Origin of the sequence: uncultured Pseudosulfitobacter sp. (assembly GCF_963976325.1) — a bacterium.
Classification (GTDB): domain Bacteria; phylum Pseudomonadota; class Alphaproteobacteria; order Rhodobacterales; family Rhodobacteraceae; genus Pseudosulfitobacter.
The window spans coordinates 436,279-458,237 of record NZ_CAXBJW010000001.1 but is presented as its reverse complement, the minus strand read 5'-3'; the positions used below and the strand labels follow the sequence as shown (position 1 = coordinate 458,237).

The window sequence follows — 21,959 nt, the reverse complement described above, 5'->3', positions numbered from 1 at the left end:
ACGGCGATCTTTCACCGCACGGTTCCCTCGACCCTCAGATGCGCACTGTTTGACAGCCGCGCAAGGGGAAATTCGGTCATTTCCCGCCCTCATGACCGTTTTGCGCCTTGAATGCAGGCAGGGCTGGGTCTAGTTTGACACCTTGAAAACATTGCAATGATCAAAGGACGTTCATCATCGCTCGCAGACCACATAACGCGCCGCCGCAACGTGACACCGGCCCGCGCATCAACGAAAAAATCCGCTCTAACGAAATCCGCCTGATCGGCGCCGAGGGCGAGAATGTCGGTGTCGTGACACCGGCCCGCGCGATGGCCATGGCCGAAGAGGCCGGATTGGATCTGGTCGAGATTTCGCCCAATGCTGTGCCGCCCGTGTGCAAGATCATGGATTTCGGCAAGTTCAAATACGAACAGCAAAAACGCGAGAGCGAAGCGCGCAAGAAACAAAAGATCATCGAGATCAAAGAGGTCAAGTTCCGTCCCAACACGGATACCAATGACTATGAAGTCAAGATGCGCAATGTGTTCAAGTTTCTGGAAAATGGCGACAAGGTGAAGATCACCCTGCGCTTCCGTGGCCGCGAGATGGCCCACCAGAACCTGGGCCGCGAGCTGCTGGAACGTGTTGCCGAAGATACCAAAGACGTGGGCAAGATCGAAAACTTTCCGAAGATGGAAGGCCGCCAGATGGTCATGCTGATTGGCCCTGTCGCTTCCAAGGGCTAAGGCCAACCAGCCTCTGCAACATAAAGCGGCCTTCTGACGCGCCCGGCTGCGCCGGACTCTGAGAAGGCCGCCAGATGGTCATGCTGACTGGCCCTGTTGCCTCCAAGGGCTAAGGCCAACCAGCCTCTGCAACATAAAGCGGTCATGCTGATCGGCCCTGTCGCTTCCAAAGGCTGATACCCCCGAACTTTCCATGCAAAAGGGCGCTGCAATTACGCAGCGCCCTTTTTCGTTTTCAATCGGACCGCGCTTAGCGCAGCAACGATGTCACATTGCGCACGGCGGCGCGGCGGTTGATCCGCTCGGCCGATTGTGTGCGGATCTTCAACGCACTTTCACCATAGCCCTGGGTGATCAGGTTTTCCGGCGGCACGTCGAAATACTCGGTCAGCGCCAGCGCCACGGTTTCCGCACGACGGTCCGACAGCGCCAGGTTATAGGCATCGTTGCCCACGGCATCCGTGTGACCTTCGATCAGGAAAATGGCACTTGGGTCCGTTTCGATGGCGTCCACGATGGCGCCACCCACATCGGCCAACTGTTCGGCCTGCGAGGCGCGAATGGCGGCTGAACCGGTGTCAAAGGTAACACTGTTCAGCTCGATCGTCGGCACCAGTTCACGCACGGCGCGAATTTCGCGCACCTGGCTTAGCGAGAATGTCCGACCGGACGTGTTGCCCTGCCCCGACGACAATGCCGAGCGCAGCGCCGCCACGTCGGTGGCATCTGCCACGTTGGTGGTACGGTCAGTGCGGGTTTCCAGGAACGACACGGCCACCGGATCGACATCGCGGGTGTCGTCGATCAGCGTGATCTCGGACCCGTCGGTGCGACGCAGGAAGCGTTCGACGACCGTACCGTCAGCGGACGAGATCGTCACGACTTCGCTGCCATCCTGACGGGTGACCGTGGTGCGGGTCGAGCCGTCATTAAAGCGTTCTGTCCGCACGTCCGAGCCGGGCTGGCGCAGCAGTTCGTTGTCGCTTTTCAGAACGCGCAGGTCACCGTCACGGCGCACGACCACACGGTCGCCCGAGTTCGACACAACCTCGTCACCGTTGCTCAGCACTTTGCCGACAACCACGGCGCCAAGTCCGACCAGCAAAGCTTTTTCAAACTTGCTCAGACCGCTTTCACCTTGTTCGATATTGGCTTCCGCGTTGGCCTTGGTGTCGAAATCCTCGTCGCTGGACCGGCTGTTGTTTTCGGTCACGGTTTCGGTTTCAACCTCTTCGGCCTCTGCGTCCCGCTGCGCGGCACGGGCCTCTTTGCGGGCGGCCTGACGCTCTTCCTGACGGGCGGCGCGGCGTTCTTCAATCCTCGCCTCCTTGGCCTTTTCTTCTTCGGTCATCGCAGCCTGCTGTTCTTCGGCTGCTTTGGCCTCACGCTGGGCCTTTTTACGGGCCGCGCGCTCTTCCTTGGCCTTGGCCAGGGCTTCGGCGTCCAGATCGGCGTCTGCGTTTGTGCCGGTTGCCGTGTCTGTGTCGGTTGCCGTGTCAGCAGTCGCGGCCTCCGCAGCAGCTTCGGCTGCGGCTTTCTTCTCGGCGCGTTGCTCGGCTTTGCGCGCTGCGCGCTCAGCCTTGGCCACTTCGTCAGGATCGGCATCGGTGGCAGCGGTGCCTTGGGTTTCGATCACCGGCTCAGGGGTTGCTTGCGTGTCGGATTGAGTGTCCGTTCCGGCCTTGGCGTCGGCATCGGCCTGCGCCTGAATTGCAGCCCTGGCATCGGCATCGGCCTTGGCGTCCGCTTCTGCCTTGGCATCTGCCTCAGCCTTTGCGTCTGCCTCAGCCTTTGCGTCTGCTTCGGCTTGCGCGGCCTTCTCGGCACGTTGCTGTTCCTTGCGGGCGGCGCGCTCTTCCTTGGCCTTCGCGTCGGCATCCGCCGCAGCGACCGCTGCCTCTGCATCAGCCGCATCGGCATCCGCTTCGGCTTTCAACTTGGCCTCGGACTCGGCTGTGGCGGCTTCCGCAGCGGCGGCGGCCTTGGCAGCCTTACGCTCGGCTTTGCGGGCCTTCTTCTCGGCCTTGGTCGCCGCGTCATCCGTGGCCTGAATCTCGTCAGCCGCGTCCGCCGTGGCGTCTGCATCAATTGCCAAGCCGTTCTCATCCAGCTTGACCGTCGCGTCACCTTGTCCAGCGACCTGGGCATAGCTGGGCACCGGCACCACCAAAGCAGTACACAACACCATAGCTGTCGTACGTTTCAGAATAGATTTCATTGTTTCGACCTTTCTTTGTGCGCTCGAACATTCCACGCTCTGCGGTTCCAACGCGGGACCGCAGTTGTGCGTTCCCGACAAAGCTGGGGCCGTCGGCCATTGTTATTCAATATCAGAGGGAAAAAACGGGGGTTTTCAAACAACTAAGGCCCCCGCCATCGGCGAGGGCCCGCTTATGTTCACCCAAGGGTTGTTAGCTGGCCGCAGCCACGGCGCGCTTTGTCATGACGCCCACCAAATGGGCACGATAGGCCGCCGTGCCATGCAGGTCGCCGATCATGTCGTCGCTGGGCACGGACAAACCGTCCAGCGCATCAGCGGCAAAGTTGTCCGCCAGCGCCGCCTCGGCCTCGGACCAGCGGAACACGCCGTTGTTCGACGCCCCCGTCACCGCCACACGCACACCATCGGCGTATTTGGCCACAAACACAGCGACCAGCGGGAACCGCGACGCAGGCTGAGCGATCTTGGCATAAGCCGATTTTTGCGGGATCGGAAAGCGCACCTGGGTGATGATTTCACCCTCGTCCAGCGCGGTCGTGAACATCCCCTGAAAATAGTCGTCCGCCGCGATCTCGCGGCTGTTGGTGACAATCGTCGCCCCAGACCCAAGTGCCGCCGCCGGATAGCAGGCGGACGGGTCATTGTTGGCCAGCGACCCGCCGATGGTGCCACGGTTGCGCACCGCAGGATCACCAATGCGCCCCGCCAGATCGGCCAGCCCGGGATAAGCGCCCGCCGCCTCTTCCGCGACCGTGCGGTGCGTGGTGCCGCCGCCGATCACAACACTGTCGCCGCTTTTCGACACACCCTTCATGTCGGCAATGCCGGTCAGACTGACCAGCTTCGACGGGCTGGCCAAACGCTGTTTCAGCGTCGGGATCAGCGTCTGACCACCCCCCAGCGCCTGCGCCTCGTCATCGGCCAGCGCCTTGACGGCCTCGTCCACCGTCGCGGGCTTCACAAAATCAAAGTTGTACATCTTTGCATCCTTTCCCTGCGGCCAATGAACCGGCCTTGCCGCTTCTTTTGGCCAAAAATATCCCGGGGGTCCGGGGGCCGCGCCCCCGAACGCCCCAACCGCTTATTGCATCGCGGCCCAGACACGGCTGGGCGACAGCGGCATATCAACGTGTGTCACGTCCTTACCAGCCGACCGCAGCGCATCCACCACGGCACCGACCACGGCGGGCGGCGATCCGATGGCCCCCGCCTCGCCGCAGCCCTTCACGCCCAACGGGTTGTGCGTGCAGGGCGTCTGACACGAATGATCGACCGAGAAGAACGGCATGTCATAGGCGCGCGGCATCGCGTAATCCATATAGGACGCGCTCAGCAACTGGCCGTTTTCGTCATAGGCACAGTTTTCCAGCAGCGCCTGCCCGATCCCCTGGGCGATGCCGCCATGCACCTGACCCGACACGATCATCGGGTTGATGATATTGCCAAAGTCGTCTGCTGCTGCGAACCGCTCAATGGTCACCTGTCCCGTGTCGCGGTCCACTTCGACCTCGCAGGCATAGGCGCCGGATGGATAGGTAAAGTTCGACGGATCGTAAAACGCCGTCTCTTCCAGCCCCGGCTCGATGTCCTCCAGCGGATAGTTGTGCGGCACATAGGCGGCCAGTGTCACGTCGCCCCAGGCCACCGATTTGTCGGTGCCCGCCACGCTGAACGCGCCGTCCTTCAACTCGATGTCACTTTCCGAGGCTTCCAGCAGGTGGCTGGCGATCTTCTTGGCCTTGGCGATGATCTTTTCGGTCGCGCGCACCATGGCCGACCCGCCCACCGCGATCGAGCGCGAGCCATAGGTGCCCATGCCCATCGGCGTGTTGGCGGTGTCGCCATGCACGATCTCGATCATGCTTTCGTCAATGCCGATCATTTCCGCGATCACCTGCGGGAACGCCGTCTCGTGGCCTTGCCCGTGGCTGTGGCTGCCGGTCATCACGACCAGCCCGCCGGTGGCATTGACCCGCACCGTGGCACTTTCGAACAGACCGGCCCGTGCGCCCAACTGCCCGACAAGGTTGCTGGGCGCGATGCCGCAGGCCTCGATATAGCAGTTCACGCCAAGGCCGCGCAGCTTGCCGCGCGCTTCGCTTTCCTTGCGGCGGGCTTCAAAACCGGCGAGATCGGCAATCTCGGTCAGCTTGTCCATCGTCGCAAAATAATCGCCGGTGTCATATTCCACCGCCACAGGGGTGGCATAGGGGAACTCGGTGATAAAGTTCTGGCGGCGCAGTTCGATCGCATCCACGCCCAGTTCGATCGCCGCCTTGTCGATGACGCGTTCCAGCTGGAACGTCGCCTCGGGCCGTCCGGCGCCGCGATAGGCATCAACCGGCACGGTGTTGGTGAACACCGCCTTGACGTTTACATAGATCAGCGGCGTCTTGTAGTTCCCCGCCATCAGCGTGCCATGCAGCCACGTGGGCACCGACGGCGCAAAGGTACTAAGATACGCGCCCATGTTGGCGTGTGTGTCCGTGCGCAGCGCGGTAAAGTTGTTGTCCGCGTCCAGTGCAAGCTGGATCGTGGTCACGTGATCGCGGCCATGGGCGTCCGACATGAACGCCTCGGACCGGCTGGACGTCCATTTGACCGGACGGTTGCACGCCTTGGCCGCAAAGGTCACAAACGCCTCTTCCTGGTAATGGAAGATCTTGGTGCCAAAGCCGCCGCCCACGTCCGGGGCCACGACCCGCAGCTTGTGTTCGGGAATGCCCAGCACGAATGCGCCCATCAACAGACGGATGACATGGGGGTTCTGGCTGGTGGTGTACAGCGTATGGTCGCCGGTGCCACGGGCAAAATCCCCCACTGCCACGCGTGGCTCCATCGGGTTGGCCACCAGACGGTTGTTGCGCAGTTCCAGCGTGGTGACATGCGCCGCCTTCTGGAACGCTTCCTCGACCGCCGCCTTGTTCTCTTCGACAAAGCCCCAGTCATAGCACAGGTTGTTTTTCAGATCGTCGTGCACCTTGGGCGCATCCGCCTTCAGCGCGTCTTTCATATCCACCACGGCGGGCAGTTCCGAAATGTCGACCTCAATCGCCTCGGCGGCATCGCGGGCCTGCGCCAGCGTCTCGGCCACAACGGCGGCCATCGGCTCGCCCACGTGACGCACCTTGCCGCTGGCCAGAACCGGATGCGCCGGCTCCTGCATGACTTCGCCGTGTTTGTCGGTGACCTGCCAACCGCAGGGAATGCTGCCCACACCTTCGAAATCGGCAGCGGTAAAGACTTTCACAACACCCGGCATCCCCTCAGCCGCCGACGTGTCGATCTTGTTGATGGTTCCGTGCGCAATGTCCGAGCGCAGGAAAAACACATGGGCCTGTCCGTGCAGGTTGATATCGTCGGTATAATTTCCCTCACCCGTCAGAAACCGGATGTCCTCGCGCCGTTTTGAGCTGGCGCCGATGCCTCCGTCTTTTGGCATAGTCATTCCTCCCTAGATGCGACCGTCTCCCGCGCCCCCTGTTCTTTTGGCTTAAAGTATCCCGGGGGTTTGGGGGCTGGCCCCCAATTGATTTCAGATAATCCTACAGTCTATTCCGCAGCGATGGCGCTGACGTCCTGACCGGATGCCGCAAGGATCGCTTTGACGATGTTGTGGTATCCCGTGCAGCGGCAAATATTCCCCTCCAGATAGTCGCGCACTTCGGTCTCGGTGGGCTTGGGGTTGTCCTTCAACAGCGCCGCCGCACTCATCACCATGCCGGGGGTGCAGAACCCGCATTGCAGGCCGTGGTGGTCCTGAAACGCCTGCTGGATCACGTTCAGCGATCCGTCCGCATTGGCCTGACCTTCAATGGTGCTGACCTCGGCGCCGTCGGCTTCCAGCGCCAGCATGGTGCAGGATTTCACTGCCTTGCCATCCACATGCACGACACAAGCGCCGCACTGGCTGGTGTCACAGCCGACGTGCGTGCCAGTCAGCCCTTGGGCATCGCGCAGGAATTGCGCCAGCAGCGTCCGGCCTTCGACGTCGCCCGACGCCGCCTTGCCGTTCACGGTCATTTTGACCTGTGTCATGATGATCTCCCTGATTTCGTCTCCATTGTCCGAAGTTAAGCACGCAACCTGCGGTTTGAAAACTGCTATCTTCGGAAGGGTCGCGACAAAACAGCGTGAACGGTCTCAGGACTTTGGTGCGCTGCGCGGGCGCGGGCGCGTGGGAATTTCCTTCAGCAAACCGCCCACGCCCATGGTGGAAATATCGCGCTGGTCCAGCGCCAGCCCGCACACCAGCCGTTCCAGCACCCAATCGGCCCCGTTCAACGCAGGCGACCGGGCGCAGCCCGGCAGGCCGATCACGGGTTTGTCGTTGATGGACCCGAAAAACAGCAGATTGCCGGGATCGACAGGCATCCCAAAGGCTGCCACCTGCCCGCCCGCCACGCGCAGCGCCTGCGGGGCGACATCCTCGGGGTCCGAGGTGGCCGAGGCTGTCAACACCAGCACCACGTCGCCCGGGGCTTGTGCAATTTCATACGCCAGCGCATCGGTTGTATGGTCGCAGATCACGCGGGGCGTCAGGGTCATGGCCAACCGCTCCAACCGCCCCGCCATCGCATCGCGCCCCTTGGCCGACGGGGCGGCACCGCCCACCTGGCTTTCGATCAGCGTGGCCGTGGCATAGCGGGGCGGCGCGATGTGCAGCGCGGCGCGGCCCGCCGTGGCCGCCTGCGCCAGCGCCGCGTGCGGCACGCCGTAAGCGATGATCTTGATCGTGGCCACCATGCCACCCGCGTCGCAGCGGTGGTATTGTGGCACCGTGGCCAGCGTGATCATCGGATGCACGGCATTCAGCGCATTGATCGCAGCCACATCCATCACCGCGACGCCGGGCGTCGTGGCATAAAGGTTCACACGCCCCGCACCGGCCCCCGAGATCCGCAGGCCCTGCGTCTGGGCATCGGGCACCAGCGCCTGCGCCAGTTCCAGCGCGGCCGCGTTTTCCTCGATGTCGTCGTCGCCCAGCCGCGCCACCACCACGTGATCACGGCCTGCGGCAGCCAGTTCTGCCAAATGCGCGGCGGTCAGCACCGTGCCCTTGGCAATGCGGTGCGGCCGGCCGTCTTTCAGGGCAGGCATCGAATGGGCAAGAATGGCACCTTCCGCCTGCTCCAGCGGCACATCGCCAAAGATCACGCGCCTTTCCTCAGCGCCTGCACCATCTGGGCCAGGATCGACACGGCAATCTCGGGCGGGCTGGCGGCACCGATGTCCAGACCAACAGGGCCACGGATGCGTGCGATGGCCGTGTCGTCAAAGCCTGCCTCCTGCAAACGGGCCACACGCGACGCATGGGTCCGTTTCGACCCCAGTGCGCCGATATAGAACGCCTTTGAGTTCAGCGCACGGTGCAGCGCCGGATCGTCCAGTTTCGGGTCATGGGTCAGCAGGACCAGCGCCGTGCGCGCGTCCAACCCGACATTGTCCAGCGCCTCGTCGGGCCAGTCGTCCAGTATGGTTTCGCCGGGAAAGCGCGCTTGCGATCCAAACGCCCCGCGCGGGTCGATCACCACCGGGTCGTATCCTGCAATCCGTGCCATCGGCAGCAAGGCTTGCGCGATATGCACCGCACCCACCACAATCAGACGCAAGGGCGGGTTGTGGATGTGCACAAAGGTGCTGCCGTCCTCCTCGACCCCCGAGCGGTCCATGGCAAAACGGCTCTCGTGCCCCTCGCCCACCACCGACCGCGACCAATCGGCGGTGTTGACCACATAGGCCACTTGCCTGCGCGCCGCCCGTGCATCCACGATCTGTTTCAACGTGTCCACGTTCAGCGCGGCCCCCACAGGTTCCACCAGAATGCGGATGGTGCCACCACAGGCCAGCCCCACGGCAAAGGCGTCGCCGTCGCTGACCCCGTATTCCAGCAGACGCGGCGCGCCATCGGCCAGCGCGTCCTGCGCCTCCATCACCACCGCGCCCTCGACGCAGCCGCCCGAGACCGAGCCCATCATCTCGCCGTCACCCGACACCACCAGCATGGCCCCCGTGCGCCGCGGCGCGCTGCCCCATGTCTCGACCACTGTGGCCAACGCCGCCCCGCGCCCTGCGCGGTGCCACTCCAGCGCCAACTCGGGTGCGTTTTCAAAGATATCCATGTGCAGTCTCCCTGACGTTTGCCGCAAATCTGCCGCCCGAACGTCCCATTTGACCTCAAGCTAAGCAGCACGCGCACCCGCCGCAAGCTTAGTCGCTTGCACAGTGCCCCTATGGCCCCTAAATCTAGTGGGAACACCAAGACCAGACTGGAGAGCCGCATATGGCCATGCAAGCCAAGGACATCGAAGACCTGATCCGGTCGTCCTTTCCTGACGCCAAGATCACGATCACCGACCTTGCGGGGGACGGCAACCACTATGCCGCCGAGGTGATTGATGCGTCTTTCAAAGGCCAGAACCGTGTGCAGCAACAACGCGCCGTCTATGCCGCGCTCAAGGGCAAGATGGACGGCAGCCAGGGCGAACTGCACGCGCTGGCCCTGACCACCAAAGCGCCGGAGTAGCCCCGCGATGGACTTTGCCCTGATCATCGGACTTGGCGGCGTGGTGCTGCTGTTCGCGGTGCTCAGGGCGGCCCAGTCCATCCGGCACCACAAAGACAGCGAACGCGGCTGCGATCCCGGAACGGGCTATCACGAGATCGAGGCAAACTATCACTCCGGCGGGGCCGGCGGCGGACATTCCTATACCTTCAAGGTGCCGCGCGACCCGCAGGAATATGCAAAAACCTTTGTACCAAGGAACAAACGCAAATGACCGATGCAACAACACAAATCAAAGACACCGTGACCAGCAACGACGTTGTGCTGTTCATGAAGGGCACGAAATCCATGCCGCAATGCGGTTTTTCCAGCCGTGTGGCGGGTGTGCTGAACTATATGGGCGTCGAGTTCACGGATGTGAACGTGCTGGCCGATGAGGGCATCCGTCAGGGCATCAAGGATTATTCCGACTGGCCCACGATCCCGCAATTGTACGTCAAAGGCGAATTCGTCGGCGGCTGCGACATCATCACCGAAATGACCCTGTCGGGCGAACTGGACACATTGTTTGAACAGAACGGCGTGACCTATGACAAGGATGCCGCCGAGAAAATCCGCGAAGCCAACGGCTGAGACGGTTCTGGATCGACGTTGAAGGGGCTGGCCTTGGGCTGGCCCTTTTGCGTTTCTGGGGGCGCCGCAGATCGGTCTTGAAGATCCGATCAAACTTGGTCTTTCTGCGCCTATGACTTTACGCGCACCCGACATCTCAGATGCATCCAGCATCGCGGCAATCTCGATTGAGGTTTGGGTTGGCACCTATCTGAAACGCGGGGTGAACAGGTTCTTTGCGGACTACGTTCTGGAACAGTTTACCACCGCAAAGATCGCGGCGCTGATCGACGACGCTGACCGGTTCATCCTTGTTTCTGACAATGCAGAGGGGATTGATGGGTTTATATGTATCGCCTCATCAAGCGCGGCCCCCGTAGACGGGTGTTCAGACATGGAAATCGCCACATTCTACGTGCAACCGCGCCATCATGGCAAAGGCATCGGCAAGCGCCTGTTAAATGCAGCGCTGGACCATTGCCGCGCGCAAAATGCCAAATCTGTCTGGCTGACGACCAATGCCGAAAATGATCCGGCCATCGCGTTTTACCTGTCCCAAGGCTTTGAGAAGGTCGGGGAGACGCATTTTCGTATCGGCGGTGAAGCCTATCTGAACAACGTCTATGCCTATCGGTTTCTGTGACATCATGAGGCTGGCCGCATATCACAGTTGAAACATAGGGCAGCGCCCGACCGCGGGTGGGCGCTGATACCTTGGTCTATGCCACTTTATCTATCCGCTTTGGCGTGTGGATGATGAACCGCAATACGGTGAAGAAGCGCCCGCCCATGGGGCGGTCGGGCGCTGCCCGGCGGTGCTTTGCACCTTAATTCCGGGCTTTGGCACGCCCTGTCAGACGGATGAGGTATTGCGGGCAAGCTCCTGAATAAAAGAGAATTTATCCCTCGTAAGTCCCGTCCAGCCGCTCCTGCACCTCTTCGGCCAGCGACTCGGCGCGTGCGGCCAGTTCGGCCAGCGTGTCGGTCACCGATTGCGGCACCACCGGAATCTCGATCCGTTCGGGTTCGATCACCTGATTGCGCAGCCCTTCCAGTTCGGCCTCGCGTTCGTCCAGCTTGGCCTGAATTTCGGCCACGCGGTCCTCGACGCTGGCGGTCTTGTCGGCCAGCATCAGCCCCGCCATCAACAGCATCCGCGCCTCAGGCATGCGGCCCACCTGGTCGGACAGAACCTTCGCCTCGTCGTCCAGCATTTTGGCGGCGGAGTGCAGATAGGCGTCTTCGCCCTCCTGGCAGGCCACTTCGAACTGGCGGCCCCCGATGGAAATGATCACTTCGGGCATCAGGCGTCTCCTTGCTTGGCTTCGGGCTCTGCGGCGGACGGGTCAGAGGCGCCCTCTTCCAGCAGCGGGGTCATCGCCGCGATAATCGTGTTCGCTTCCGAGATGTCCGCCGCGCGGGCCGCGCGCAGCGCCTCAAGCTCGGCCAGCATCGCCTTGTTGATCAGATGCGGTTCGGCAACGCCCGCGGCATTGGCATCGCGCAGCGCCTGATTGGACTGCGACAGTTGGGTGTTCGCCTTGCGCAGCTTTTGCAGGTCGGCGTCCAGCCTGGCCAGTTGCGCCTGCGTGCCCTCGGTCGTCTCGCGCAGCTTGGCCAGATCGCTTTCGTGGCGCTGGCTCAGCATGCGGATGCGTTCGGTCAACTGGGCGTTGACGACTTTTTCGTCTTCCAGCGCCTGTTGGGTCGCCGCATCGCCGCCCCCGGTGCCTGACAATTCTCCCAGACCGCTGGCCACACGGTCCATCGCGGCCATGATCCGGCGTTGCAACTCGATTATATCGCTCATCCGTCGTCCCTGTTTGCGTTCGGCTTGTACTGTTTCTGTATCGTTTTTCACGCTTTGACCACCGGCGAATCGCTCGGAAGGTCCGCAATAGGCAAAGTCTAGCGAAACGGTACGCGAAATGCGCCCTCTTTGCGATCAACGACTTGCGGGCGGGCGTTGATGTGCGCAGCGGTGCGAAAGCCCTCGGGCGCTTGACCCCTGCCCTTGGGCTGATATGGAGCAGGGCAAGCTCGCTATTTCCAGCCAAAGGACTGCTGCCGTGGATCTCAAAGCACTTGCCAACGCCAACCCTGACCACTGGTCCAAAGCCACCGCCATCCGTGCGCTGACACTGGACGCGGTCGCCGCTGCCAACTCGGGTCACTCGGGCATGCCGATGGGCATGGCCGATGTGGCCACCGTGTTGTTCGAAAAACACCTGAAATTTGATGCATCCGCCCCCAACTGGCCCGACCGCGACCGGTTCATCCTGTCGGCGGGCCACGGCTCGATGCTGCTGTATTCGCTGCTGCATCTTGTGGGCGACGCGCAGTTCCCCATCGAGGAAATCAAGAACTTCCGCCAGATGGGCGCGCGCACCGCGGGCCACCCTGAAAACTTCCTGGCCGATGCGATTGAAACCACCACCGGCCCGCTGGGGCAGGGCATTGCCAATTCGGTCGGCTTTGCCATGGCCGAAGAAATGCAGCGCGCGCAATACGGGCGCAAGGTTGTCGATCACTATACCTATGTCATCGCGGGCGACGGCTGCCTGATGGAAGGCGTCAGCCAAGAGGCGATCACCCTTGCGGGCCGTCACAAGCTGGGCAAGCTGATCGTGCTGTGGGACAACAACAACATCACCATCGACGGCACCGTCGAGCTGAGCGACCGCACCGATCAGGTGTCGCGTTTCAAATCCGCCGGCTGGCAGGTGATCGAGATTGACGGCCACAACCCCGACGAAATCGACGCCGCCCTGACGCAGGCCAAGAAGGGCAGCAAGCCCACGATGATCGCGTGCAAGACGCACATCGCCTTGGGCCACGCAGCGCAGGACACCTCGAAAGGGCACGGCGCGCTGACCGATCCGCAGCAGTTGATCGACGCCAAGGCCGCCTATGGCTGGACCACCGGCCCGTTCGAAATCCCCGCCGATGTGAAATCGGCATGGGAGGAAATCGGCAAACGCGGTGCCGCGGAACACGCTGACTGGCAGGCCCGCATGGACGCGATCAGCAACGCCAAACGCGCCCAGTTCGAGCGCGCCTATGCGCTGGACGCCCCCAAGAAGCTGAGCGCCACCATCAAGGCGTTCAAAAAGCAGATGTCGGAAAGCGCGCCCAAACTGGCCACCCGCGCCAGCAGCGAAAAGGTGTTGGAAGTCATCAACCCGATCATGCCCGAAACCGTCGGCGGCTCGGCTGATCTGACCGGTTCCAACAACACCAAGACCGGCGATCTGGGCGTCTTCGACGTGGACAACCGCAAGGGCCGCTATGTCTATTGGGGCATCCGCGAGCACGGCATGTCGTCGGCAATGAACGGCATGGTGCTGCACGGCGGTATGCGCCCCTATGGCGGCACGTTCATGTGTTTCACCGACTATGCCCGCCCTGCCATGCGCCTGTCGGCGCTGATGCAGGTGCCGACGGTCTATGTCATGACCCACGACAGCATCGGCCTGGGCGAAGACGGACCGACACACCAGCCGGTCGAGCATCTGGCGATCAGCCGCGCGACGCCCAACACCTATGTGTTCCGCCCCGCCGACACGATTGAAACGGCAGAAGCCTGGGAAATCGCGCTGACCTCGAAAACCACGCCGTCGGTTCTGTCGCTGACCCGTCAGGGCCTGCCGACCGTGCGGACCGAGCATAAGAACAAGAACCTGACCGCCCAGGGCGCTTACGTTCTGGCCGAGGCCGAGGGCAAACGTCAGGTGATCCTGATCGCCACCGGCTCCGAGGTCGAGGTCGCGCTGAAAGCCCGCGAGGCGCTGCAAGCCGACGGGATCGGCACGCGCGTCGTGTCCATGCCCTGTATGGAGCTCTTTGCCGAACAGGACGAAGCCTATCGCCGCAAGGTTCTGCCCGCAGGCAGCGCCGTGCGCATCGGCATCGAGGCGGCTGTGCGCCAGGGCTGGGACCAATGGCTGCTGGGCGAACGTGGCCGCGCGGGCAAGGCTGATTTCGTCGGCATGGACCGGTTCGGTGCCTCGGCCCCTGCGGAAGAGTTGTTCGAAAAGTTCGGGATCACCGCTGACAACGTCGTGGCCAAGGCCAAGGCGCTGCTGTGATCTGATACCGGGTTACGGAATGACACGGGCCGGTGAGAACTCCTCACCGGCCCGTTTTGCATCAAGCTTCGGCTTTTGCCTCAGGCCGCCGCGTCGCGATGAAACACGGCCCGCCAGATCGGCGTGATGATCTTTTCGCCAATCGGGATCAGCACCAGACCCAGCCCCAGACCGAACACACCGTCCATCGTCGCCTTGGTCGTCCATTCGACCGCCCCACGCCAGCTTTCGCTGACCGCATGGCCCGCGGCCGCCGCCCAGTCGTGGGTAAAGTGGCCCAGCGTGTCATAGCCCAGCACCTCAAGCCCGTGGATGACGATGTTGCCACCCACCCACAGCATCGCCGCAGTGCCGACCACCAGCAGAATTTTCAACACCCATGGCATCGCGTGCACAATGCCGCGCCCCAGCGACTGCGTCAGCGCCAGACGCCCGCGATTGGCCATCGCCAGACCCAGATCGTCCGCTTTGACAATCAACCCGACCGAGCCGTAGACCACCAGCGTGATGATGATCGCAGCCCCGGCCAGTGTCGCCGCTTCCATCCAGAAGTTGCTTTCGGGGATCGCGGCCAGCGTGATGGTCATGATTTCGGCGGACAGGATGAAATCGGTCTTGATCGCGCCCTTGGCTTTTTCCTCTTCCAGATGGGCGGGATCGACGATTTCCTGCTTTGCCTTTGGATGATCTTCGTGGCCCTTGCCCCCGACACCAACCGCATGGGCGATCTTTTCGGCCCCTTCGAAACACAGGTAACAGCCACCCAACATCAAAAGCGGCGTAATCGCCCAAGGCGCAAACTGGTTCAGCGCCAGCCCCGCAGGCAGCAAGAACAGCAGCTTGTTGCGCAGCGACCCCTTGGCAATCCGCCAGATGATCGGCAGCTCGCGTTCGGCGGCAAAACCGGTCACGTATTTCGGCGTCACGGCAGCATCGTCAATCACGGCACCTGCCGCCTTGGCGCTGGCCTTGGCCGCCTGCCCGATCACATCATCGACCGAGGCCGCCGCCACTTTGGCAATCGCTGCCACGTCATCCAATAGGGCCAGTAATCCGCTCATGTCGTTCCTTTCGAGGTGCCTGGATACAGAGCTAACACTGACCGCGCGAAAGACAAACGTGCAAACGCAGCAAATGGGTCACAGGTTTATCGCTAACAGCTTGTTTTCAGGTGTTTCGCCCAATTTGGCCTGTCGCTATACACCCCTCAACATCCCACATAAGGACGCAGACCATGACCATCAGAGTTGGCATCAACGGGTTTGGCCGCATTGGCCGCTGCACCCTGTCGCACATCGCCGCAAGCGGACGCAACGACATTCAGGTCGTCAAACTGAACGCCACCGGCCCGCTGAAAAGCGCTGCACACCTGATCAAATACGATTCGGTGCACGGCGCATTCCCCGGCATGGTCGAAGTGGGCGAAAATACCCTTGATCTGGGGCGTGGCCCGATCGACGTGATGTCCACCTATGACATGGACGCGCTGGACTGGGAGGGCTGCGACGTCGTTCTGGAATGCACCGGCATGTTCAACGACGGCCTGAAGGCCAAAACCCACCTTGAGCGTGGCGCAGGCAAGGTTCTGTTGTCGGCCCCCGGCAAGAACGTGGACCGCACCGTGGTTTACGGCGTCAACGACAAGGAGTTGACCAATATCGACCGCATGGTCAGCAACGGGTCGTGCACCACCAACTGCTTGGCCCCGCTGGCCAAGGCGCTGGATGATGCGTTTGGCATCGAAAGCGGCCTGATGACCACCATTCACAGCTATACCGGCGACCAGCCGACGTTGGACAAGCGCCACAGCGATCTGTACCGCGCCCGCGCCGCCGCGATGAGCATTATCCCGACCTCGACCGGTGCCGCCAAGGCGCTGGGTGAAGTGTTGCCGAAACTGGCGGGCAAGCTGGACGGCACCGCCATGCGCGTGCCCACGCCCAACGTGTCGGCCGTGGACCTGACCTTTGTCGCCGGCCGCGACGTGACCGTGGACGAAGTGAACGCCGCCATGAAAGCCGCCGCCGATGGCCCGATGAGCCGCGTTCTGGCCTATGATGACGAACAGAAAGTCTCGGTCGATTTCAACCACACCGAACATTCGTCGATCTTTGCCCCCGACCAGACCAAGGTCACCGGCGGCAATCTGGTGCGGGTGCTGGCGTGGTACGACAACGAATGGGCATTCTCGTGCCGTATGGCCGACGTCGCCGTCGCCATGGGCCGTCTGTCGTAAAACGCACCGCCACTTGCGGGATCGGGGCGGGGCTGTCACAACAGCCCTGCCCTTTTTGTTTGAGTTTTACCCAAATGACCAACACGCTGTCGCTTATTCTGGCTGCCCTCCTGATCGCCTGGATCGGCTTTGACGTGTATGCCAACAACAGCGAAAACCTGTTGTTTCTGGGCAAAGAACTGTTCGACCTGATCGAATGGATGGCCTTCTGGCGCTGACGCCCTGCCCTTTTCGACTGTGATGTGCGATGGTGCGCCTGCGCTGCGCGCGCGGTTGACAATGTGGTTGCCCCGCCTATGTTAGCGCTAACCGAACACAGGGGGCCCAACCATGACCACAAAAATCGCAATCAACGGATTTGGACGCATCGGGCGCAACGTGCTGCGCGCGCTGATGGAGCGCGGCGGCGACGACCTGCAAGTTGTTGCCATCAACGATCTGGCCGACCCTGCCACCAATGCGCATCTGTTTGAATTCGACAGCGTCCATGGCCGCTATAACGGCACCGTCACCCTGACCGGTGACACGCTGGACGTGGGCGCAGGCCCCATCCGCATGAGCGCCGAACGCGACCCGGCCAAGCTGGATTGGGGTGACGTGGACATCGCGCTGGAATGCACCGGCTTTTTCAAGACGGACGAAACCGCAGGCGCGCACCTGAAAAACGGCAGCGGCAAGGTGCTGATCTCGGCCCCCGGCAAGGGCGAGATGAAAACCATCGTCTATGGTGTGAACCACGACATCCTGACCGCTGACGATAAAATCGTGTCGAATGCATCCTGCACCACCAACTGCCTGGCCCCGCTGTGCAAGGCGCTGCACGAGGAATTCGGCATTCTGCGCGGCACCATGACCACGATCCACGCCTATACCGGCGGCCAGCCCACCCATGACCGTGCCGCCAGCGATCTGGCGCGGGGCCGGGCTGCGGCGCTGTCGATGGTGCCCACTTCGACCGGTGCGGCCAAGGCGATCGGGCTGGTGATGCCGGAACTGGACGGGCTGATTTTTGGCACCTCGTTGCGGGTGCCCACGCCCAACGTGTCCTGCGTGGACCTGACGGTGGAAGTGGCCAAGGAAACCGACATCGCAGGCATCAACGCCGCCCTGTCCAAGGCCGCCCGCGCCTCGGGTGGTGTGCTTGAGATTGAAGCCCGCCCACTGGTGTCGGTTGATTTCAACCACACCGCCGCCAGTTCGACCGTGGCGCTGGACCAGACCCATGTGCAAAACGGCACGCTGGTGCGCATCCTGTCGTGGTACGACAACGAATGGGGCTTTTCCAACCGGATGCTGGACACGGCGCTGGCGATGGCCAACGCCAAGTGATCACTGGCAAAGACGAAAGCCGCCACTGCGCGCGATCACGTCCAAGTGCAGGTGATTGCTGTGCGCGTCGTCCGACCCCGGCCCCAGAACGGTGGTAAAATGCAGACAGGCAGTGGCGCGCACCGCGTCCTGAAAGCTTTCCTCGCGTGATCCTTCACGCTCGCGCGGGGCGACCTTGATCTGTGATCCGTCTTTGAACCCGAACGCCATGATGTCGATGGCATTGCCAAAGGCATGTTCCGACAGTTTGCCGTCGGGCAAATTGTTGCGGCGACGGCACTGATAGCCGCTGCCCTTGGCCAAGGTCACCACCGGCCCGCGTTTCAATGTGGCGGCTGCGGGCTGCACAAAATCGCGCATCCATGTGCCCAGGGCCACGGCCGTTTCGCACCGCATCAGCGCAGGGCTGTCGATCTGAACGCCGGGCACGGCCTGCGACACGCGCACCGCGTTGGCGATACCGCAATCGCGGTCGTCTTCGATCTGCGGGTCAGCCACCTTGTACACAGCACCCAATTCATTCAGCGCCCCCAGGCAGGCAACAAAGGCGTCGTCGGTCTCTTGCAGGGTTTGCCACACAGGCGGGGCAAGCGGCTCTGGCTGGGTTTCAGGGTCCTTAGTGGTTTGCCCGTTCTCTGTGCCGCCGTCCTGCGGTGTTTCTGACCGGGGCGCGGCGTCCGTGTCAGGCGGAAGCTTGGACTGCGTCGGGGCGCTGGCTGCCCCGTCGCCCTCCACCGCGGCCTCGGGCCTGACGGGGGGCAGACGCGACGTGTCAGGCGCGCCCTGCCCCCAGACCACTGATGGTATCATCAGCAGCGCTACCGCCAGCACGCGGTTCATTCGCGGAAATCAACGACGACACCTGCGCTGACCAGCGACGCCAGTTCCTGTGCATCCCAGTTGGCCATGCGCACACAGCCGTGGGAATGGGCGGTGAACAGGCTGGCGGGTTCCGGCGTGCCGTGGATGCCGTAGGTGGGTTTCGACAGGTCGATCCACACCAGACCAACCGGCCCATTCGGTCCCGGCGGCAGTGTCAGCGGCTTGTCGTTGTCACCCTGCTTGAAATTGACACTGGGATTATAGTGATAGGTCGGCTCGAGTGCGACCGCCTCGACCGTCATGTGGCCCGAAGGTGACGGCGTGCCCGACGATCCCACGGCCACGGGATAGTTGGCAATCTCGGTCCCCGCCGCATCCCAGGCGCGCAGACGGCGGTCGGATTTGTCGATGACAATCTTGGTCACCTGCCCCACGGCCTTTTCACCGGGTTCGACGACGACAATCGTTTCACCGGCGACAAACCCTGCACCGGGGTTCACCAGTTTCAGGAAATCCTCGCTCATGTGGAACCGTTCGGCCAGCTTTTCGGGAACGCTGGTGTATCCCATGCGGTCCAGCTTGGCCAACTCACCATAGTCGCGCGGCAACGGCGCGGACAGGCCCGAAACATCGGCATCTGTGATCGTGTACTGTTTCATGTAGACGTCAATGTCGTTGCCACCCAGCTTGTCCCAAACCTCGGCGTCCAGCAGGCCGTCAACCGGCAGCCCCATGCGCGCCTCATAGGCTTTCAGCGCGCTTTCGGTCATGCCACCTTTGACACCGTCGATGATCGACACCGACACGGCAGCGCGGTCCAACAGCACTTGCAGCTTCACGGTGACGGGACTGCGCCCATCGGGCAGGCCGCCCACGCCTGAATAGCTGGCCGCGTTGACGGTCGCCGGGGTGACGGGCTGCGATGGAATCTCAGGCTGTGCGGCGGCGGTGGCGTCGCTGTTGGCCGGGTCGGTGGTCTGGTTTGCGCCTGCATCCGGCGTGGCCGGAATGACATCATTGGTGCCCAGGCCAGTGTCCCCTTGGGTTTCGGCGTTTTCCTTGTCTTCCAGTGCCTTTGACAGCTCTGACACACTGGGAATGCGCGTACCCGAAGGATCGCCCGAGGAATCGCCCGGAACATCATCCAGCGCGGATTCGGCCATCGGAATGATGGGATCACCCGTCGCAGGTGCGGTTTGCTGCTGGCTGACAGGCGGCGGGGGCGTCACAGAAGGCTGTGGCGTCACAGGGGGTTGTTGCGTGGCGGGCGGCACGACAGGCGCAGGATCAAGCTGAGTTGTTGTCGGGGTCTGCGCGACCAAGGGGGACGCGATCAGCGTCAACAGGGTGATACGGGCGATGTGCGATGTGTATGACATGCCAACCAACGTGCCCGTTGGCTGGCCAGTTCCCGCGTCAGCCTGAAAGTTTCGTGATCAGTGCCTCATTGACCTGCGGCGTGACAAATTTGCTGACATCGCCGTCCAGCCGCGCGATTTCCTTGACCAGTTTCGACGCAATGGCCTGATGCGTGGCCTCGGCCATCAGGAACACCGTCTCGATCTCGTCATTCAATTGGCGGTTCATGCCGACCATTTGATATTCATACTCGAAATCAGCCACAGCCCGCAGGCCGCGAATGATCATCTGGGCCCCGACATCGGCAGCACAGTCGATCAGCAGGTTCTCGAACGGATGCACGATAATCTCGGTCTGGGTCTGTTCCATCAGCTTGGCGCATTCCGCCTCGATCATGGCAACACGTTCTTCCAAACGGAACAACGGCCCCTTGTCCCGGTTGATCGCAACGCCGATCACCAGCCGGTCCACCAGCGACGTGGCGCGGCGGATGATGTCGATATGTCCCAGGGTGATGGGGTCGAAAGTGCCGGGGTAAAGGCCAACGCGCATGGGCGTGCTCCGTGGTCAGGGTAATATTATTTCGCGGCAAGCAACCACTCGGGATACAAAAATGCAAGCGCCAAGACGCAGTGTCGCAAAATTATAACCAACGGTCCGCTAGTGGCCCATGATCATTCCTTGCAGGGCGTCTTTTTCCATCGACACTTTGGACAGGCGCGCCTTGACCACGTCACCTTGGGTGATCAGGCCGACCAGCTTGCCATCCTCGACCACGGGCATGTGGCGGAACCGTCCGTCGGACATGTTTTGCAGGACGCTTTCGACGCTGTCCTGACGGGTGCAGGTGACCAGCTTGGTGGTCATATAGGTCTCGACCTTTTCTTCCAGACAGCTTGCGCCACGGGTGGCCAGTTCGCGCACGATGTCACGCTCTGACAGAATACCGTCCGCAGTCGTCCCGTCACGCGACACGACCACGCTGCCGAATTTGTGCTTGGCCAGAATTTTCGCGGCATCCGAGACGCTTGTGCCGGGTTTGACAGTAATCACCGCGTCGCTGGATTTCGATTGCAGGATATGTTGGACAAGCATGGCAAACCTCGTGTGATGGTTGAACGGTCGATATATTGATCGTCCCCGCAAACCCGTTTTGTGTCAAGCGTGCGCCTCAAGCCGCGCCAGTTCCACGCGAAGCCCCGCCACCAGATCATCGGCAAAGCGCGTCAGCCGCGCGTTGTTGCGGTCGTCGGCGTGGCGGATCAGGTAAAAGGCACGGGTCAGGCCAATCTGATCGGTCAGAATACGCCGCAATCCGCTGGCGGCGGGCAGTGCAAAGTCGTGCACGATCCCCACCCCGCCGCCGGCACGCAGCAGGTTCAACTGGACCGAGACGGAATTGGACGCCAGCGCCGTGCGTGGCAGGCCGATGTCGGCCAGGTAATCCAGTTCACGGTCAAAAATCATGTCGGGGATATAGCCCACGATCCGGTGCCCTTGCAGATCGGCAGTGGTGGTGATGTGCGGATGCTGGGCCAGATAGCTGTCGTCGGCGGCCAGATGCAGACGGTAGTCGGTGATTTTCTGCACCGTCAGACGGCCCGCCGTGGGCGCGCTGACGCCGATGGCCAGATCCGCCTCGCGGCGCGACAGGTTGAAGACACGCGGCAAGGCCACGACCTGAATGTCCAGATCAGGATGGCGGTCGGCCAGATCGGCGCAGACCTGCGGCATCAGATAGTTGGCACAGCCGTCCGGCGCCCCGATGCGCACCTGTCCTGTCAGCCGGTCGGATTGCCCGCCCGACAGGGTCGAGGTCGCCGCGCGCATCGCCGCTTCGGCCGCCTCGGCCTTGTCCAGCAGGATCACGCCCGCCTCGGTCAGCGCATAGCCTTGCGGGGATTTCACGAACAACACCGCCCCCAGTGCCGCCTCAAGCCGCACCATCCGGCGGCCCAGCGTGGCGGGGTCCAGCCGCAGCGTCTTGCCCGCCGCGGTCAGGCTGGCCTCGCGGGCGATGGCCAGAAACAGCCGCAAATCATCCCAGTGCGCTTCCATA

The 21,959-nt window shown here is 62.3% G+C and carries 23 protein-coding genes; 9 read left to right on the top strand and 14 right to left on the bottom strand.

The window, feature by feature from the left end:
* Positions 1-173: 173 nt before the first annotated feature.
* Positions 174-728, top strand: coding sequence for a translation initiation factor IF-3 (gene infC, locus AAC077_RS02265; protein WP_339767919.1), 555 nt, complete (start codon positions 174-176; stop codon positions 726-728).
* A gap of 250 nt (positions 729-978) precedes the next feature.
* Here the strand turns inward: infC and AAC077_RS02260 are convergent, their stop codons facing one another.
* From AAC077_RS02260 to AAC077_RS02235, 6 genes are all read right to left on the bottom strand, one after another.
* On the bottom strand, positions 979-2,946 hold the full coding sequence (locus AAC077_RS02260) for an OmpA family protein (protein WP_339766320.1): 1,968 nt from the start codon (positions 2,944-2,946) through the stop codon (positions 979-981).
* A 193-nt stretch (positions 2,947-3,139) separates the two neighbouring features.
* Positions 3,140-3,928: a xanthine dehydrogenase family protein subunit M gene (locus AAC077_RS02255; RefSeq protein WP_339766319.1), complete on the bottom strand. Its 789-nt coding sequence runs from the start codon at positions 3,926-3,928 to the stop codon at positions 3,140-3,142.
* 102 nt (positions 3,929-4,030) lie between these two features.
* Positions 4,031-6,391 carry a xanthine dehydrogenase family protein molybdopterin-binding subunit gene (locus AAC077_RS02250; protein WP_339766318.1) on the bottom strand — a complete coding sequence of 787 codons (2,361 nt, stop codon included), beginning with the start codon at positions 6,389-6,391 and terminating at the stop codon, positions 4,031-4,033.
* A gap of 110 nt (positions 6,392-6,501) precedes the next feature.
* Positions 6,502-6,987 carry a (2Fe-2S)-binding protein gene (locus AAC077_RS02245; protein ID WP_339766317.1) on the bottom strand — a complete coding sequence of 162 codons (486 nt, stop codon included), beginning with the start codon at positions 6,985-6,987 and terminating at the stop codon, positions 6,502-6,504.
* Between the two features lie 105 nt (positions 6,988-7,092).
* Positions 7,093-8,106, bottom strand: a complete 1,014-nt coding sequence (locus AAC077_RS02240) for a molybdopterin-binding protein (protein WP_339766316.1) — start codon at positions 8,104-8,106, stop codon at positions 7,093-7,095.
* On the bottom strand, positions 8,103-9,071 hold the full coding sequence (locus tag AAC077_RS02235; protein WP_339766315.1) for an XdhC family protein: 969 nt from the start codon (positions 9,069-9,071) through the stop codon (positions 8,103-8,105). The genes AAC077_RS02240 and AAC077_RS02235 overlap by 4 nt, the downstream gene beginning before the upstream one ends.
* A 161-nt stretch (positions 9,072-9,232) precedes the next feature.
* Between AAC077_RS02235 and AAC077_RS02230 the strand changes: the two genes are divergently transcribed.
* From AAC077_RS02230 to AAC077_RS02215, 4 genes are all read left to right on the top strand, one after another.
* Positions 9,233-9,475, top strand: a complete 243-nt coding sequence (locus AAC077_RS02230; RefSeq protein WP_028956242.1) for a BolA family transcriptional regulator — start codon at positions 9,233-9,235, stop codon at positions 9,473-9,475.
* Between the two features lie 7 nt (positions 9,476-9,482).
* Positions 9,483-9,728 (top strand): hypothetical protein, encoded by a 246-nt coding sequence (locus AAC077_RS02225; protein ID WP_339766314.1) that lies wholly within the window; start codon positions 9,483-9,485, stop codon positions 9,726-9,728.
* Entirely contained in the window at positions 9,725-10,087 is a 363-nt protein-coding gene (gene grxD / locus AAC077_RS02220; RefSeq protein ID WP_339766313.1) for a Grx4 family monothiol glutaredoxin, read from the top strand. The genes AAC077_RS02225 and grxD overlap by 4 nt, the downstream gene beginning before the upstream one ends.
* A gap of 112 nt (positions 10,088-10,199) precedes the next feature.
* On the top strand, positions 10,200-10,709 hold the full coding sequence (locus tag AAC077_RS02215; RefSeq protein WP_339766312.1) for a GNAT family N-acetyltransferase: 510 nt from the start codon (positions 10,200-10,202) through the stop codon (positions 10,707-10,709).
* A gap of 256 nt (positions 10,710-10,965) precedes the next feature.
* Here AAC077_RS02215 and AAC077_RS02210 read toward each other — a convergent pair whose 3' ends face one another.
* Positions 10,966-11,370 carry a cell division protein ZapA gene (locus AAC077_RS02210; RefSeq protein ID WP_339766311.1) on the bottom strand — a complete coding sequence of 135 codons (405 nt, stop codon included), beginning with the start codon at positions 11,368-11,370 and terminating at the stop codon, positions 10,966-10,968.
* Positions 11,370-11,876 carry a hypothetical protein gene (locus tag AAC077_RS02205; RefSeq protein ID WP_339766310.1) on the bottom strand — a complete coding sequence of 169 codons (507 nt, stop codon included), beginning with the start codon at positions 11,874-11,876 and terminating at the stop codon, positions 11,370-11,372. Before AAC077_RS02205 ends, AAC077_RS02210 begins: the two co-directional genes overlap by 1 nt.
* Before the next feature lie 259 nt (positions 11,877-12,135).
* Here AAC077_RS02205 and tkt point away from each other — a divergent pair, with 259 nt between their 5' ends.
* Positions 12,136-14,154: a transketolase gene (gene tkt / locus AAC077_RS02200; RefSeq protein ID WP_339766309.1), complete on the top strand. Its 2,019-nt coding sequence runs from the start codon at positions 12,136-12,138 to the stop codon at positions 14,152-14,154.
* Between the two features lie 80 nt (positions 14,155-14,234).
* Here tkt and AAC077_RS02195 read toward each other — a convergent pair whose 3' ends face one another.
* Positions 14,235-15,215, bottom strand: coding sequence for a DUF808 domain-containing protein (locus tag AAC077_RS02195; protein ID WP_339766308.1), 981 nt, complete (start codon positions 15,213-15,215; stop codon positions 14,235-14,237).
* 173 nt (positions 15,216-15,388) lie between these two features.
* On the opposite strand from AAC077_RS02195, the gene gap (AAC077_RS02190) reads away from it, so the two are divergent.
* The 3 genes from gap (AAC077_RS02190) to gap (AAC077_RS02180) all read left to right on the top strand — a co-directional run bounded on the left by gap (AAC077_RS02190) (position 15,389) and on the right by gap (AAC077_RS02180) (position 17,719).
* Positions 15,389-16,390, top strand: a complete 1,002-nt coding sequence (gap, locus tag AAC077_RS02190; protein ID WP_339766307.1) for a type I glyceraldehyde-3-phosphate dehydrogenase — start codon at positions 15,389-15,391, stop codon at positions 16,388-16,390.
* Positions 16,391-16,464: 74 nt separating this feature from the next.
* Positions 16,465-16,608, top strand: a complete 144-nt coding sequence (locus AAC077_RS02185) for a hypothetical protein (RefSeq protein WP_339766306.1) — start codon at positions 16,465-16,467, stop codon at positions 16,606-16,608.
* Between the two features lie 112 nt (positions 16,609-16,720).
* Positions 16,721-17,719 (top strand): type I glyceraldehyde-3-phosphate dehydrogenase, encoded by a 999-nt coding sequence (gap, locus tag AAC077_RS02180; RefSeq protein ID WP_339766305.1) that lies wholly within the window; start codon positions 16,721-16,723, stop codon positions 17,717-17,719.
* Here the strand turns inward: gap (AAC077_RS02180) and AAC077_RS02175 are convergent, their stop codons facing one another.
* The 5 genes from AAC077_RS02175 to AAC077_RS02155 form a co-directional block, all read right to left on the bottom strand.
* A complete protein-coding gene (locus tag AAC077_RS02175; RefSeq protein ID WP_339766304.1) occupies positions 17,720-18,559 on the bottom strand; it encodes an extensin family protein in 840 nt (279 codons plus the stop codon).
* Positions 18,556-19,920, bottom strand: a complete 1,365-nt coding sequence (locus AAC077_RS02170) for a L,D-transpeptidase family protein (RefSeq protein ID WP_339766303.1) — start codon at positions 19,918-19,920, stop codon at positions 18,556-18,558. Before AAC077_RS02170 ends, AAC077_RS02175 begins: the two co-directional genes overlap by 4 nt.
* Positions 19,921-19,957: 37 nt before the next feature.
* On the bottom strand, positions 19,958-20,452 hold the full coding sequence (gene coaD, locus AAC077_RS02165; RefSeq protein ID WP_339766302.1) for a pantetheine-phosphate adenylyltransferase: 495 nt from the start codon (positions 20,450-20,452) through the stop codon (positions 19,958-19,960).
* Between the two features lie 108 nt (positions 20,453-20,560).
* Positions 20,561-20,995 carry a CBS domain-containing protein gene (locus tag AAC077_RS02160; RefSeq protein ID WP_339766301.1) on the bottom strand — a complete coding sequence of 145 codons (435 nt, stop codon included), beginning with the start codon at positions 20,993-20,995 and terminating at the stop codon, positions 20,561-20,563.
* Positions 20,996-21,058: 63 nt separating this feature from the next.
* Positions 21,059-21,958, bottom strand: coding sequence for a LysR family transcriptional regulator (locus tag AAC077_RS02155; protein WP_339766300.1), 900 nt, complete (start codon positions 21,956-21,958; stop codon positions 21,059-21,061).
* Position 21,959 lies beyond the last annotated feature (1 nt).

Excerpts from the sequence above, each read along its gene's own strand:
- AAC077_RS02210 (WP_339766311.1), bottom strand. The coding sequence starts at position 11,370 with ATGCCCGAAGTGATCATTTCCATCGGGGGCCGCCAGTTCGAAGTGGCC.
- grxD (WP_339766313.1), top strand. The coding sequence starts at position 9,725 with ATGACCGATGCAACAACACAAATCAAAGACACCGTGACCAGCAACGAC.
- AAC077_RS02255 (WP_339766319.1), bottom strand. The coding sequence starts at position 3,928 with ATGTACAACTTTGATTTTGTGAAGCCCGCGACGGTGGACGAGGCCGTC.
- gap (WP_339766305.1), top strand. The coding sequence starts at position 16,721 with ATGACCACAAAAATCGCAATCAACGGATTTGGACGCATCGGGCGCAAC.
- AAC077_RS02170 (WP_339766303.1), bottom strand. The coding sequence starts at position 19,920 with ATGTCATACACATCGCACATCGCCCGTATCACCCTGTTGACGCTGATC.
- AAC077_RS02185 (WP_339766306.1), top strand. The coding sequence starts at position 16,465 with ATGACCAACACGCTGTCGCTTATTCTGGCTGCCCTCCTGATCGCCTGG.
- AAC077_RS02205 (WP_339766310.1), bottom strand. The coding sequence starts at position 11,876 with ATGAGCGATATAATCGAGTTGCAACGCCGGATCATGGCCGCGATGGAC.
- AAC077_RS02195 (WP_339766308.1), bottom strand. The coding sequence starts at position 15,215 with ATGAGCGGATTACTGGCCCTATTGGATGACGTGGCAGCGATTGCCAAA.
- AAC077_RS02215 (WP_339766312.1), top strand. The coding sequence starts at position 10,200 with ATGACTTTACGCGCACCCGACATCTCAGATGCATCCAGCATCGCGGCA.
- AAC077_RS02235 (WP_339766315.1), bottom strand. The coding sequence starts at position 9,071 with ATGGATATCTTTGAAAACGCACCCGAGTTGGCGCTGGAGTGGCACCGC.
- AAC077_RS02160 (WP_339766301.1), bottom strand. The coding sequence starts at position 20,995 with ATGCTTGTCCAACATATCCTGCAATCGAAATCCAGCGACGCGGTGATT.
- AAC077_RS02245 (WP_339766317.1), bottom strand. The coding sequence starts at position 6,987 with ATGACACAGGTCAAAATGACCGTGAACGGCAAGGCGGCGTCGGGCGAC.
- AAC077_RS02250 (WP_339766318.1), bottom strand. The coding sequence starts at position 6,391 with ATGCCAAAAGACGGAGGCATCGGCGCCAGCTCAAAACGGCGCGAGGAC.
- AAC077_RS02260 (WP_339766320.1), bottom strand. The coding sequence starts at position 2,946 with ATGAAATCTATTCTGAAACGTACGACAGCTATGGTGTTGTGTACTGCT.
- gap (WP_339766307.1), top strand. The coding sequence starts at position 15,389 with ATGACCATCAGAGTTGGCATCAACGGGTTTGGCCGCATTGGCCGCTGC.
- AAC077_RS02230 (WP_028956242.1), top strand. The coding sequence starts at position 9,233 with ATGGCCATGCAAGCCAAGGACATCGAAGACCTGATCCGGTCGTCCTTT.
- AAC077_RS02225 (WP_339766314.1), top strand. The coding sequence starts at position 9,483 with ATGGACTTTGCCCTGATCATCGGACTTGGCGGCGTGGTGCTGCTGTTC.
- coaD (WP_339766302.1), bottom strand. The coding sequence starts at position 20,452 with ATGCGCGTTGGCCTTTACCCCGGCACTTTCGACCCCATCACCCTGGGA.
- AAC077_RS02155 (WP_339766300.1), bottom strand. The coding sequence starts at position 21,958 with ATGGAAGCGCACTGGGATGATTTGCGGCTGTTTCTGGCCATCGCCCGC.
- AAC077_RS02175 (WP_339766304.1), bottom strand. The coding sequence starts at position 18,559 with ATGAACCGCGTGCTGGCGGTAGCGCTGCTGATGATACCATCAGTGGTC.